The organism is Thermoplasma acidophilum DSM 1728, assembly GCF_000195915.1.
In the GTDB taxonomy this organism is placed as follows: domain Archaea; phylum Thermoplasmatota; class Thermoplasmata; order Thermoplasmatales; family Thermoplasmataceae; genus Thermoplasma; species Thermoplasma acidophilum.
Genome location: NC_002578.1, coordinates 739,380 through 754,101, shown reverse-complemented (window position 1 = coordinate 754,101; position 14,722 = coordinate 739,380). Strand labels below are relative to the sequence as shown.

General features: G+C 36.6%; 13 protein-coding genes and 2 pseudogenes. 11 read left to right on the top strand and 4 right to left on the bottom strand.

The annotated features are described in order from the left end of the window. Positions 1-48 precede the first annotated feature (48 nt). The 9 genes and pseudogenes from TA_RS03640 to TA_RS08190 all read left to right on the top strand — a co-directional run bounded on the left by TA_RS03640 (position 49) and on the right by TA_RS08190 (position 9,499). Entirely contained in the window at positions 49-2,166 is a 2,118-nt protein-coding gene (locus TA_RS03640; RefSeq protein WP_048161728.1) for a DUF2079 domain-containing protein, read from the top strand. Between the two features lie 459 nt (positions 2,167-2,625). Beyond that, positions 2,626-2,979 (top strand): annotated as a pseudogene (locus TA_RS08420) (transposase). 456 nt (positions 2,980-3,435) lie between these two features. Further along, positions 3,436-4,572, top strand: coding sequence for a glycosyltransferase family 4 protein (locus tag TA_RS03635; RefSeq protein ID WP_162053247.1), 1,137 nt, complete (start codon positions 3,436-3,438; stop codon positions 4,570-4,572). Further along, positions 4,569-4,973: pseudogene (locus TA_RS08415) on the top strand (glycosyltransferase). The gene TA_RS03635 and the pseudogene TA_RS08415 overlap by 4 nt, the downstream one beginning before the upstream one ends. Positions 4,974-5,031: 58 nt before the next feature. Next, on the top strand, positions 5,032-5,274 hold the full coding sequence (locus tag TA_RS03630) for a hypothetical protein (RefSeq protein ID WP_162053245.1): 243 nt from the start codon (positions 5,032-5,034) through the stop codon (positions 5,272-5,274). Between the two features lie 135 nt (positions 5,275-5,409). After that, complete coding sequence (locus TA_RS03625) at positions 5,410-5,664, top strand: hypothetical protein (protein ID WP_048161724.1); 255 nt, start codon at positions 5,410-5,412, stop codon at positions 5,662-5,664. Next, positions 5,571-6,905, top strand: a complete 1,335-nt coding sequence (locus TA_RS03620) for a DUF2079 domain-containing protein (RefSeq protein WP_083808308.1) — start codon at positions 5,571-5,573, stop codon at positions 6,903-6,905. Before TA_RS03625 ends, TA_RS03620 begins: the two co-directional genes overlap by 94 nt. 833 nt (positions 6,906-7,738) lie before the next feature. After that, complete coding sequence (locus tag TA_RS03615; protein WP_010901124.1) at positions 7,739-9,277, top strand: flippase; 1,539 nt, start codon at positions 7,739-7,741, stop codon at positions 9,275-9,277. A 66-nt stretch (positions 9,278-9,343) separates the two neighbouring features. Continuing rightward, the gene (locus TA_RS08190) at positions 9,344-9,499 is read left to right on the top strand and encodes a hypothetical protein (RefSeq protein WP_162053243.1); all 156 of its coding nucleotides are present in this window, start codon (positions 9,344-9,346) and stop codon (positions 9,497-9,499) included. 210 nt (positions 9,500-9,709) lie between these two features. Here the strand turns inward: TA_RS08190 and TA_RS03610 are convergent, their stop codons facing one another. Both TA_RS03610 and TA_RS08315 read right to left on the bottom strand, forming a co-directional pair. Next, a complete protein-coding gene (locus TA_RS03610) occupies positions 9,710-10,735 on the bottom strand; it encodes a glycosyltransferase (protein ID WP_048161718.1) in 1,026 nt (341 codons plus the stop codon). Positions 10,736-11,218: 483 nt separating this feature from the next. After that, the gene (locus TA_RS08315; RefSeq protein WP_156778494.1) at positions 11,219-11,437 is read right to left on the bottom strand and encodes a transposase; all 219 of its coding nucleotides are present in this window, start codon (positions 11,435-11,437) and stop codon (positions 11,219-11,221) included. A 513-nt stretch (positions 11,438-11,950) separates the two neighbouring features. Between TA_RS08315 and TA_RS03605 the strand changes: the two genes are divergently transcribed. After that, positions 11,951-12,928, top strand: a complete 978-nt coding sequence (locus tag TA_RS03605; protein WP_010901122.1) for a glycosyltransferase — start codon at positions 11,951-11,953, stop codon at positions 12,926-12,928. Positions 12,929-13,359: 431 nt separating this feature from the next. On the opposite strand, the gene TA_RS03600 is transcribed toward TA_RS03605, so the two are convergent. Beyond that, positions 13,360-13,833, bottom strand: a complete 474-nt coding sequence (locus TA_RS03600) for an FkbM family methyltransferase (RefSeq protein WP_052295721.1) — start codon at positions 13,831-13,833, stop codon at positions 13,360-13,362. Beyond that, positions 13,800-14,186: a hypothetical protein gene (locus TA_RS03595; RefSeq protein WP_048161716.1), complete on the bottom strand. Its 387-nt coding sequence runs from the start codon at positions 14,184-14,186 to the stop codon at positions 13,800-13,802. The genes TA_RS03600 and TA_RS03595 overlap by 34 nt, the downstream gene beginning before the upstream one ends. A gap of 418 nt (positions 14,187-14,604) precedes the next feature. Here TA_RS03595 and TA_RS08410 point away from each other — a divergent pair, with 418 nt between their 5' ends. Next, on the top strand, positions 14,605-14,700 hold the full coding sequence (locus TA_RS08410) for a hypothetical protein (RefSeq protein ID WP_394295367.1): 96 nt from the start codon (positions 14,605-14,607) through the stop codon (positions 14,698-14,700). The last annotated feature ends 22 nt before the right edge of the window (positions 14,701-14,722 follow it).

Here is a 14,722-nt window from a genome sequence, read left to right as displayed (position 1 = left end):
GAAACAAAGGATAAAAGTTTAAATAAAGGACTACATTCGGTTTTTCATATGGTGAAATTTTCATTTCATACATGTGAAAGTAATTATTTTAAAGATCCATTTTTCTATATTATGCTATCAATATCAATACTTTTTTCGTATTTATTCTCATATTATACTATACTTAAATATGTTTCGCTCAACGCAACTGCTTATGATCTAGGAATTTACGTTTCTATCCTTGAAAATACAATGCATGGGCATGTTATGTATGCAAATCCACTTTTAATTAATTCTTTTTCTGAGCATTTTTCTCCATTCCTTTTTGTTATATATCCGATATACTGGTTCTTTCCTTACGTAAAAACATTATTGATAATGCAATCTGTGATGATATCATTTTCTGGATTGGTCATATATCTACTTGCGAGGGAAATATTTTTTATTAATAATTTCAAAAAGGACATATTACTTGAAATGTTGGCGTTATTCATCTCAACCTCATATATATTATCACCATACATTGAAAGCCCACTATCGTTTGATTTCCATCTTATGCCTTTTTTGATTTTGTTTGTCCCGCTTTCATTCTATTTCTTTATGAAAAAGTATAAAATTCTGAATTTAATAGTCTTAATTCTTATAATTTCACTTCATTCCCTCTTTGTGATAATGGTCTTCTTTATTATTTCATATCAATTTATATTTCGCATCAGGAATGAAGGAAACCTAAATTGCCATAAAATAATCCGCACAATCGCCAATATAAATATTTCAGATAATTTGAAAAAAACACCAAAATCGAAATACGTTCTACAGAAAATTGTTCGAAGTAAAACATTGATAAAGATAATAATAACGTTAATTTTGCTTGTAGGATATTTGTATTTTGCAAGTCTAATGAAGACTTTCATCGCCTCAGGGGCAGTGGCCTTAAGCCCACCATCTACTATGTCCACAGGGAGTGTTTCAAGCAGCTTAGCTGGACTTTTTACCGATTTGTTTACGCGGCCTATGCTTATCGAATCTGCGTTTCTAATTAACTTTCCAGATAAGATTATATTTGCATTCTATGCCTTTGCTAATACGGGATTTTTAGTATTCCTAGATCCCTTATCGCTCCTGATGGATATTCCGTATTTCCTCTATGCTTATTTGTCTAGCTATGGCCCTTATTATTCACTAGGATATCAGTATTCCACTATGATCATACCGTTTATATTCATTGGCGCGCTATTTGGCATCAGAAAAATAGTTCAAAGCGCGAGAGCGACAGACAGCGATGATGTCCGTAGAACTATAAAGAAAATATTAGTTGGCGTCATATCGATAGTTATAGTTAGCTCGCTCTTCGAGCTTCCGCTTGATCCAATCTCACCTCGCAATATATTCATAGAAAGTGGATCTATGGCAAATTTCCACGAATTTGCTTATAATAACGGATCAGAAATAGCTTTTGAACTACAGAAGGAAATAGGCGAAAGCGATCCATATCTTTTGACAATAAACAATCTTTATCCAGTGTTCGCGAAAGACACAAATGCTTATGTCATAGCCTTTGCGTGGAATAGCCAGTTACGAAACCTTATTTATGGTTATCACATTGAATATTTGGTCAATCAGCCGGATAGTTTTTGGTCAAACCAATTTAATCCAAGTATGAACGACTTAATAGATAACAATACGTTTATCTCGCATTATGGTGTTTATATGGAATCATTTGGACAAGACGGAGTGATAGTATACAAGCTCAACTATACTGGATTACCAGTCTTGATGATTCCGTATTCTGCCTATCTTCCTGCAACGTCATTCTATATCGCTGCAGGAGAGTACAATTATTCGATTGTAAATGGTTCCTACGTATATCATAACACCACCATGGGAACTGCATGGTTCGGACCTTACACAACGCTTCTCCCGGGCCGATATAACATAACCTATTATCTAGAATCTGTAAATTCTGAAGCTAATAGTAGTATATTATTGGACGTAACTACAAATGCTGGAACAGTAACACTAAATCAAACTGTAATAAATTCTTCCGAATTGCCCAACGGTGATTTAGAAGAGGTTACATTACATTTGACGCTAAATGAAACAAAATACAGCGTCGAATTCAGGGGAATGGCTATTGATTGGACAGGTACTCTAATATTTAAAGGAGTAAAATATTCCGTTTATTAAGACCTATCAATGCTCTATCAAGATAATAATAGATTAATATAAAGTTTGAAAATTGTATATCGACATTGATAGTGTCAAGAATTTTGTGTAAAGGGAATCCTGGGAAGATCATAAAACAAAATTTATGAAAAAAATCAAGGATACCCACTCGAGCGGACAAGGAGGCAATAATGGATGGAATGTACGGACAAAGATATTTGAGATAGTACGGACGACAGCAAACGAGTTCATGGAATCTCTGATGAAGGAGAAATACAGGCATTTTTAGAGAAGAATGGTGGAAAACATAACGGATACTATGAAGGGGATCTCATAAGGAAGTATGGAAAAATAGATGGTCTGAATGTACAAAGGGACCGTAATGATGAATTCCATACACTGTCCGGATAGTACCAGCAATCGATCGGAATAGAGGATCTGATATTATCGAGGTATTCCAAAGGCATATCCACAAGGAAGATGGCAGAGATACTTGAAGAATTGTTACACAGTAAATACAGCAGATCCATGATATCAAGGATAACTGATATAACGATATCGGAGGCGGAGAACTGGAAGAAGCGATCCCTTAATAAAAGATATATAGCCATATTCCTGGATGCCATGTTCTTCTCCCTTTGAAGAGATACAGTACAGAAGGAATGTACGATATTCGCCATGGGCATAAGCGAATCTAGACATTATGAGAGCCTAGGCTTTTACATTAATCCGGTGGAAAACCATATTGCCTACAGAAATGCCCTGATCGACCTCCATGAAAGAGGAGTGGAAGAACCCCTTCTCTTCTTAGCGGACATTCTTCCGGGCATATAAGAGGAGATAAGGCAGATATATCCGAGATCGGACTTCCAACCATGCACAATACCATTTAAAAACTCATCTCTCCCCTAAGAATTAAACTAAAAATGGCGTAATAGCTCAACTAAAAAATCCATAAATGCGAGGATGCTGTAACGGAGATCTTCTAGAGAGTAGGTAGATTTGAGCATGCACAAGTTCTGGGACGCCATAAGTATTCAGATAAATTTCATCGCCTTAGTCTATAATACCATGATCGCCGACACAATTTGTTCATAGGATCCTAGTATTCTTATTGAGGCACAAAGATCCTGTTATATATAATAATATTATATGAAAGTAAAATTATTCGGATTAAAAATTAGGAGAAGCCTTTCGGTCATAACTCAGTATGAGAAGATTAATTAATATAACCATGATCTCTTCTCAGTGTCAAGTCCAAGCTTTGCTATCTTGGGATCTGCTGATCTTGTGTACGATGGTGGGGGCGAGCGAAATGCCCTGCAAACATCTAAGATAGCTAAAAAAATGGGTTTTGATGTTACGATATTTGGTTCTGGATGCGAATATGAAAGAAATAACCACATAGCAGTCAATGAGGTAAATTATGTGAAGAATGCATTTAAATTCGACATATTCGGAAAGAAATCCATTCTGCGCCTCACGCATAGCAAATCGACCGGCTTGATTGGCCTTTTTCGTTTTAGAAGAATATATAATATAGTCAAAGGATATGATTATTATTACTTTCAGAATCCAAATTTCCTCTTCAGAAATTTTTCAATGTATGCAAGAAAAAGCTCTTTCACGCACCATATAATCCTCGCGAACCATGGATCATATTTCGAGATACTCGGTCAAAGAAATAATCCCGCGTACCGACTAGTGTTAAGATTTCTGAATAGATTGATCTTCAAATCTATTGATAGGAGCATAACCGTGCAGGTACAGAATAGCTTTCAGTATGATTTTTATAGGAAGATGGGATTCAACAACATACATTTAATACCTCAAAGCTCAGTCAATTTTGACGATTTTCGTGTTGAAGAATCAAGAGGCTTCAATGTGGTTTTCCTGAACAAACTCACTAAGAACAAGGGTTCCAAATTATTGATGAAGATCTTAAAAGATTCTGATGAGGATATAAAATTTCACATTGTCGGTTTAGATACGAAACGATATGCGAAAAAAATTAAAAAGAATAATGTGATATTCTATGGGCAAGTGAGCGAGGAAGAAAAAAGAAATATCCTCGCAAAATCGGACGTAATGATCAACTGTTCAGAATATGAATCCCTCAGTATTTCTAGCATAGAGGGGCTTGCCAGTGGTTTGCCAATCATTTCGACTAGAACCTCTGGACTGGTATACATCAGGGATGTTATGGGTGAAAATGTAATAATAATCGACCGTAATGCAAAGGATTTCCTTACCGAAATAAATCGTTTAAGAAAGTTAAAAGAGAAGGATCCTATGGAATATCTCATGTTGAGGAAGAAAATAAAAGAAAAAGCCTCCTTGTATTTTGATGTAAGAATAATAGAAGAAGCTATGAAGAGCATGATCGGATCGATGAAGTTAGAAAGGGAAGAGGTTTTGTTTCAATGAAAGCCTCCATAATTTTATGTACCATAAACGAGATCGATAATCTACCAGATCTGGTTAAACAAATAGATGATAAAGCAAAGCTCGAACACCAATTTGTTTTCGTGGATGATGGAAGCACTGACGATACAAGGGACTTCATCAAGGATTATGTATAGAAAAATGGAAGATCAAAATGCGTTTTTGAAGATAGCAAAAGGTCACTGCTCGTAGTAAATTTATTCGGTATTAGAGTTGCCGATGGCGACGTCATTATCATCATGGATGCGGATGATCAGCATCCTCCAGAATACTTGAATACTATATATAATAAGCTAATGAACGGCTATGATATAGTTGTTGCGAGTAGATATGCCAAAGGAGGATCGGCGGGGGACAGAAAATCAACAAGAGGACTGATTTAGAGCGGCCATGTTTATCTCAAAGATACCGACTGAGTCTTCAAGGAAAACTACAGATCCCATGTCGGAATACTTCGGGTTCAGAAATCATTTGAATGTTTCGATAGATGAGAAATGGAGAGGTTATAAGACTCTTCTCTTCCTGCTTGCTGCAAACCCAAGAGTTAAGGTCGCGGATGTGCTCTATGTCTTTAAGGAGAGAGAGAAAGGGGGCAGCAAAATAGTTAATGGTTTTCGATTCATAAGAACTTACATGACCGAAATCCTCTTAGTGACAAGGGTAGAGCATCGGTATAAGACATAAATAGAAAGCTTATTTTTTAGGAACATACAATCTGCCCAGCATTTTGTGTATGTAATTTGTATGGAGTTTTGTATATGGATTTATGATGGTGTATACATATAAAATTATTAATTTCAAAATCGAAATTAATCATAAATGAACACTACAGGAGATGGAAAGATGATCAAGAGGGATCCATATCTTATTGCTATAATAATAATCGCAATTATTTTCTCCTATGCATTTTCAGTATATTCAATCACTAAATATATTTCATTGAATGCAACCGGATATGACCTTGGCATAGCTTCGCAGGTATACGCTACAACAATTCATGGCAAATTTTTCTATTCAACGCTCATAGGAGAGAGAGTCTTCTTGCAGAACACTTTTCGCCGATCTTATTCCTGATATATCCCTTATATGCCCTTGCACCAAGCCCCATGACATTGCTCATACTCCAATCGATCGTGATAAGTTTCTCGTCTCTTCCCCTGTTCCTGATCGCCCAGAGACTCCTCGTAGGAAAAACCAACAAAAATGTGGCCAGTCCTATCGCACTGGCAATATCCATTTCATATCTTCTTTCTCCCTATACGGAAAGCCCCATTTCATTTGACTTTCATATCATGATGTTCCTGAACCTTTTCGTTTTCTCTTCATATTATTTCTTTCTCAGGAAGAATTGGGTACTGAATGCTGTTTTCTTGGCTTTCATAGTATCACTGCACTCAGGATACGTTTTCATATCACTCTTTATAGCTATATCTCAGTACCTCATGCTTCATCCTATCTCCTTGAAATCTCTTAAGCTAGAGAGCCTGAAGAATCTGATCAGACAGAGGAACACCGCATTGCTTGCCTCATTCTTTGCCATTTCGTTCCTCTATATAATGTCCGTACCTTTAATGAAAGCTTTCATTGATCACGCGTCTGGATCGGCCAGCGTAGGTAGCTTAACGCCGGTCGGCATGGCCTCATCCAGCATAACTGGCCTATTATCAATTATGCTATCAGATCCGGGGAAGTTTATCACCTATTTCCTTTACAATTTTCCACAGAAGCTTTCATTTTTCATGTACGCGTTCGCTAGCACGGGATTTTTAGCGTTTCTCAGCCCTACCACGCTCTTAGGTTCGATTCCGTATTTCTTCTTTGCGTATCTCTCCAGATACCCTGCATATTATCAGCTTGGATATCAGTACACGGTGATGTTGATACCTTTCGTTTATGTCTCTACCGCCTATGGGGTTTCTAAAATTCTAGGATTGATATCAAAATTTAATAAAATTGATGATCATTTGGCGAAAGAAGCCGTAAAGAAAATGGCAATACTGATCCTTGCGATTTTGATTGTGGGAACTGCACTTGAGATACCGATGACACCTATTGCACCACACAGCATATTTGTAAAACAGGGTGCAATGGTCGATCTTCCCTCCCTTAAGGTCGGAAATGCGTCAGAAGCCGCTTTTGCGCTTCATAAGACGATAGGTGATAGCAATCCATACCTGTTGACAACAAACAACTTGTTTCCCGTGTTCTCAAACGATCCAAATGCATACACAACCCCATATTCAAATGGAACATTGACAAGTATGATATATTCCTTCAGATTCGAATACATAGTGAATGATCCCTCCAGTTATTGAGCCGAAGCAGGAAATCCAATGCTTGATAATTTGATTCTAAATGCGACTTTCATTTCCCATTACGGTATCTATATGGAATCTTTCGGTTCTGATGAAGTCGTGGTTTATAAGCTCAACTATACCGGGCTTCCAGTATATGAGACCCCGATAATGTTTAATCTGACAGCAACCTCCTTCCTCATCTACGGAAATGAATATAACTATACGATGCGGAACAACACTTTATCTTCCATAACGCATCGATGAGCATTGCTTGATATGAACCTCTCCGAACACTGTATCCCGGCAGGTATCGTGTGATTTTCTATCTTCAATCCATAGATGCAAATCCAAGCGATAACATAACTCTGCGTGTGGCTTCAGACGATAACTTTGTCCTCATAAACGAAACAACAATAGAAGGAAGTATGTTGATGAATTCAAGCATAAATGAATCCGCTATGAATTTTGTCCTTTATCAGACAATGTGTGGTGTGGGATTTTCAGGTAACAATATCCATTGGAAAGGGGCTCTTATATTTTAAGGAGCCAAATACTACAACATAGTGTGAAAATGCGATAATTCCCTTCGAAACTGGCCAATATAGCGCCACCCCTCAATATCGCAGGGCAATCCTACCATATTTCCCACTATCGATGAGCACATCATTATATTTTTTAGGCTTCTCGATATTTCTGGAACCTTCTGAATCTATCTATTAGAAAACAAATTGGGAGGTGAATTGGGATTGACCTCGGACATTCTTTTAGGGTTTGCATTGTTCAAAATAACTATTGTCTGATACATACATTCAAAAATTAAATATATAAGAAAGATAAGGATATGGATCATAATGACCCATTCTTCATCATTTGTTGGAACCGATGTTTTGTACCAATATACAGGTGCAGGCGCACAACTATTCTCTGGGGCATTGTTTTATGTCGTTCTTGTTCGCCTCTTCAATTCAACCGATGTCGGGGCAGTTGCATTGTTCCTGGCAATTGTTGGGCTGTTCAATCTTATATTCTCGATGGGGCTTGGAACAGCTGTACAGCATTTTGCCTCATACCATCTGGGGAAGAGAGAATACGCCACGGCTAAAAGCATTGTTTTCAAAATACTCGCTCTCGGTTTTCTCCTTTCGTTAGGAGGATTGGCTTTCATGCTGTATACGTCAACTGGCATATCGATAATCTTCATGCACACGACCCGTTATTCCAATCTGATCAGATTGCTAAGCCTGGTTCTTGTTGGAAATGTGCTATTCGGGATACTAAACGGCGCCGCTCTTGGTCTGCAGCTCTTCAGGACTTCCGGATTGATGAACATAATCATATGGGTAACCTATTATTCAATTGCATTGATGATGGGATTCTTTTTTAAGTCCCTTACGTATTTGATAATCGGATGGACTGCGGGCATATTCTTTGGCGTATTCATGTATCTGTATTTCATAATAACGTCTACAAGGAATTACAGGGGCACACCACGGAAATTGACCCCATCACTACTATTTCAATTTTCCATTCCAGTTCTTTTATCATCGATAATTAGCTACGGTGCAAGCTATACGGATCGATTCATAGTTGCCGGACTTATGCCACTTTCATCGCTAGCCATTTACAATTTTGCACTACTCATCGCAACTTCCATAGGGTTTCTCGTTTCTCCACTGAACAACATAATGCTTCCGAAATTTTCCGAATTCTATGGCATGGGAAATCGAGAGAATATAAGATCCAGAACGGCGATCGCTACCGTGGTAGTTTCGGCTGTATATGTTCCAGCTGCCTTGGGAATTGCGGCGCTTTCAAGGATGATCATAGTGCTTCTCGCAGGAAGGTATTACGAGGAAGGAGCCGATGCCATTTCTATTGTGTCTATATCCTCCGCTATTTTCATAACAAGCAATGTAATGACGCAGCTCATAGCCGCAGTTAGGAAGACGAGAGTCTTCATCTATTCAAGCAGCGCTGCTCTTGCCAGCAATCTTGTTTTTTCGATCCTACTTATACCGAGGTTTGGCATAGAAGGTGCTTCAATTGGATTCTCATCGGTGTATGCGGCTTCTTTCATTGTTGTATATTATTACGCCAAGAAGACAGGCCTTTTCAGAACAGATATGATGGGATTAACGAAGATATGGATTTCGTCAATCGTTATGGTCATAATCGTAGTATTTCTCGAAGTTCATTTTGGAACTGCTCTCTATCTTCTTGTACCATACATCTTGATTGGAGCTCTTACATATATGGGAATGATCAAGGCGACTAGGCTAATAAAAAGAGACGAAGAGCTCTTTCTGGGATCACTTTTTCCAGAATCTGCATCAGTTGTCAAAAAGTTTATATCGTTCTTGGCTTCTGGAAAAAATAAAGACGTACAATGAATTATCCTCTTATATGGATTTATTTGTTTACTATTTCATCGCAATCTGGTATTACATCATCAAAAAATGAACAAGGAGATCAGGAGAAGGATCAAGATAATCGATTCACTTCCATCCGAGGAGAATGCAATGAAGAATAATATACCTGAGGGTGGCCGAACTCAACGAACAGGTGTACGTACGATCCATAAAGGGGATTCCGTAAAGCCCAGGACGCCATAACGGACATGTTTCAGACGAGGTATTATTAATTTTTTCATGAATTTTGTTTCATGATTTTCCCATGATTCCTACACAAAATATAGGACACTGTCACTTTTTTGAATATCGTTTCCTCTCTATGGAATCCATATAGTTTTTTAAGTAATTCTTTCATGAATATTCTGCGAATTTTGATCATTCCAATCATTTTTCATTTTGATATATGCCGTTTTAGTTCTTTATAAAACATTCTGTAAAAGCCGATTCAATGGATTCATGGAATTTGCTAATCAGAAATCTAGAAGCTTCTCGCCTAAGTTCGTTAAAATGTGTTTCATTGTACTCTGAAAGATACTTCTTGATTTTCTCTCTTGCCTCAGCGAGACTATCGTAAAGATATTGTTTTGGGACTATCTCAGGAGCCCCTCCGGAATTGTGTGCTATTGGAATCACCCCATAAGACATAGCCTCCATAAATACAATTCCTGCTGCTTCATACATCGCTGGATGGATTAAAATTTTAGCCCGCCTTAGGAGATCATTTCTTTGCTTATCCGTTGCATTGAAAATGAAATGAGAATTTTTCAAGTTTTTCTGCAAAAATTCTGCATATTGTTTGTCTGCTAGATACCCTATTATATAATGGTTTTCGTCTCCATTTGGAATGATTTCAAGAAGATTTTCTAACGACTTGTCTGGATCGATTCTTGATATTGTTATTATTATATCTTCTTTTTCGTTAAAAATAACTTTTGGTATCTCGGGTAATAAACCTGGGTAAATAACTATATGAAATTTTGCATCTGCTATTCTATATTTTAACATAGTAAACTTGGAATTATATATTGCTAGGATTATAGATTTTCTATTGAAGATGCTTAGATTATCGATGACTTTTATCACTAAGTTGAATATAGAAGAAATAGCATTAAATTTGTCTTTATTTTTTCCGATTGAAGGTGGTTGTTGATATTGAAAGTTACCTGCGTTAGAGCCGGTATAAACTATGACACCTTTCTTAATAAGAAATTGAGCCAATAAATTACTATATAACCTAAAAATAGCAAATTTGATAAATCTTATTGCATAAGGTGATCCTTGTGTAACCTTAAAAAATGGTTCGATCATGGTTACTTGAAAATTATCTGATTCCTTTAAAGCACGGAAAATCTCTTGAAAGACCTTGTCCCCACCAGTTCTTGGCTCGCCGAAAAACCATTTTATAAGAACAATTTTCTTCCTTCGGTATTCTTTCATATGCGTCTAGAATCATCTATTTACATATAAACATACTTTCAATAGAATAGGTCATAGATACAACACTACCTCAATATATCGTCCTCGATGAAAAAAGTTTATCTGACAGTATAGCGATACTTTGATTCTTAATGAGCCTTATGGTATCGATTACATTCTTTTTTACATTAAGACGGAGGAATCTTATGCACATAGATTCTATTTCTTCTCTGTCAGCCTGTCTATCTCATCGTAGATAGGGCGTCCCATATTTTAGCGAACGACGATTTTCATTATCTCCCTCGCCATTTCTCCCGTCCTTTTCGATATAATCATGATGTTGTAAGCGACCGCCTTTAATGCAACCGCTGTATCGTGATCTCTGTTCTTCATATACCAGATGTTCTCAGCGTTCATTATACCCTTAAGTACGGAGAATGTACGTTATATCCCCCATCCAAGTGTCTCGAATATGTAATCGTATATCGCGGATGTATCATAAGCTTAATCTGCAATTAAGTATGCGAAGTTCCTGAGGGAATCGATGGGCCTGTGCGATGCACGGGAATCATGGATATTACCTCTGGTAAAGATCCACTCCATGATAAGGTGCGAATACACGTCCAAAGACATGTGACACTTCTTTCCGTATGAATATCCTTTCGTTTTCTTTGACCACCCGCTGTACGGATCCTTATAAGTAATCCATACACCCTTTCCCATGGCAGTGGAATACTTGCATGTGTGTATTGAACGGACAAATGGCGGCGCATTCTCTCATAGAATAAAGGGAAGCGATCTCTTTGTTGATTGCATGCAAATCGAACTTCCTTGTCCTCTTTGATAATGTCTGTAATGACAATATTTCGCTGATTCCTACAAAATCAAGATTTTCTTATGGGTAAGGACGAATATCCTGGAGGATCTGTAGGATATTCAGAAGATCTGCAGTGGCATTAGAATTTTAACCATCTGCCTGTCAATATACTTTTTCTTCCGATCATTAAACAAAATAATATTATGATATCCATTATCAATGGGATATGCTTCTTGGGTATATCCCAGTATTCTAATTCTATTAGTAATGTTCCGCGTTAGTCTGACTATTTTGAAAAGCCGAGACGCCTTAATTATTATATAAATTATAGTATTTGAATATTCATACCTATATAAAAGTTCGAAAAGGAGATAAAGCGTTATACAATATATGTATCAGGGCAAGAAAAGGTGAATATAATGGTCAACATAGATAAAATCATTGGAATTAACAATCTTCCCCTAGCAAATGGATTAGGCGAATATGCCAAAAGAATGGAAGCTGTTCTAGGAAAGAACATATTATCATTAGTGATGGATAAACGCTATAAGGATATGGATTATGCAGGAAGGAAAATTTATGGTTACTATCCACCCATAACAAATGGTTATTTGCTTAACGTATATCTTTCTAGATCAATATTAAAGAAGTACTATAAGGGAAAATTCCCACATTTATTGTCTCCTTTCTTCTATTTAGGTTCAGAATATGAAAGCAAAAGCATAATTACAATACATGATACTTACTACAAATGGGAAAAAAATAAAATGCAAAGGCTCTCTAAAAAAATAGTCAGAAAATATAGATCTTTTAAAAATATAATCTCAATATCGGAGCAAACGAAGAATGATCTAATTGCTGATGGTTATGATGCCGATAATATATCTGTGATATATAATTATATAGATCCAATTTTTAGGAAACTAGAGTCAATTAACAAAGATGAAAAAACGGTGCTAACGGTTGGGGATGGCATACATAAAAACAATATTCTAGTGAATAAAATCGTAAACGGGAGATATTATCATATTCATATAGGTAAGGAGGTCAGGGCTGACGAAAACTATTCTGGGATATCGACAGAGGAACTCGTAAAACTTTATAATAGAGCCTCAGTATTAATAAGATTATCGGACTATGAGGGCTTTGGATATCCGCCATTGGAAGCTTTATTTTGTGGTACGCCCGCAGTTGTCAGCGATATTGCAGTATTTAGAGAATTGCTGGGCGATTCTGCAGTTTACGTCAAAAAGGATGAAGTTAGCATTTTGGACGGAATTGAATACGCTATTCAAAATAGAAAAGAAATGCTAAATAGGTTCGAATCTAAAATAAAGAGTAGATATACCAAGGAAAGATTTATTAGCAATATGATAAAATATTATAAAGATCTATAAATGAGTTTTTTAATATGTTGATATATTCATACGTATCTAATTTCATTCATACAATATAATCAATAACATCATTGTATGAAACCCGCTAATGCGATGAGTATACTATATTCCATTTCTTAGCAGTTTTCCATGCTTCTCTTTTTTATGTACATATAATGCTTTATCAATGTTAATGAATGTTCTCTCTATCACTCATAATACCATACCTCCATCCTCATTAATGCAAACTAATGAAGATATCACCAGTCAATGTTGACATACGAATCGAATCGCTCCTATCTTGCGTTATGATCTAATTATTCAATGAGTTATATGTAATGATCATTATAATATATGCAACGTTAGCATACATTAGAGAAAACGCATTGACTACGATACTATAAGTCTTGCCTATTGAAGACGTAATTCAGATAATCCCTTCTAAACTGTTATTATATTATTGGAGAATAGAAAAGATTAGTGACTTTATCCATTCCTGGTGAATGGGCTCTAATAGTCCTACCTTCAAGGCTTAGAGAATAGCCAAGTGATATAAGAAATTCATGACACAATTTTCTTAACGCAACAGAATGGGTTTCTATTATTATCTTCGGTTTAAATTTTGATATCGTGGACCTAGCACCTAAAAGGACATCGTGTTCAAAACCTTCAACATCGATCTTCAATAAATCTAGACGATCAAATGTATAATCATCAAGCCTAGAAGTCTGTATCTTTGCTTGCCCTCCGGCAACAAACATGTTCCCTTGTTTACTACCATTGATAAAATTGCCATTTCCCAATGCAACATTATATGCAATCACATCAGCGTGATTTATCCGAATATTTTTCTCAAGTTCATGAAATACATCAGCTAATGGTTCAAAGGCTATTACCTTTGCTCCGAATTTTTTTTGGCCCACCATATTGAACTATCACCGTAATTTGCACCCACGTCTACTACCACGTCACCCATCTTGGGCCTGAACCCATCTACATCATAAATTCCTTCTATAAAGACCTCATACAATGCATCTACGGGGGTGCCGTCTGTAAACTTTAAGCCCAACGATGATGTCACTAATTTTGGTAGATTTTTCCAATAATCAAAATAAATTTTTCTCCTTTCTCTAGAAACAACATCTAGTAATATATTATGATCTATCCCATATTTTTTTAACTCTGAATGTTCTTTTAATTTCCATGAGACATTCTTAAACATATTTTGAAATGGCTCTATGAACTCAGCTATTTTCTTAGTAGGCGTTCTGATATTCATTTATGTATGTGATGATGTCGCAAAATATATAGATAATGGCACGAATTTTGATTAAGGAAATCATGCGATCATAAAACAAAATTCATGAAAAAATCAAGGATACTCATTCGAGCTGACAAGGAGTGAATAATGGATAGAATGTACGGACAAAGATATTTGAGATAGTACGGACGACAGCAAACGAGTTCATGGAATCTCTGATGAAGGAGAAATACAGGCATTTTTAGAGAAGAATGGTGGAAAACATAACGGATACTATGAAGGGGATCTCATAAGGAAGTATGGAAAAATAGATGGTCTGAATGTACAAAGGGACCGTAATGATGAATTCCATACACTGTCCGGATAGTACCAGCAATCGATCGGAATAGAGGATCTGATATTATCGAGGTATTCCAAAGGCATATCCACAAGGAAGATGGCAGAGATACTTGAAGAATTGTTACACAGTAAATACAGCAGATCGACCATATCGCGCATAACCGATATAACGTTACCGGAAATAGAGAAGTGAAAGAAGCGATCCCTTGATAAAA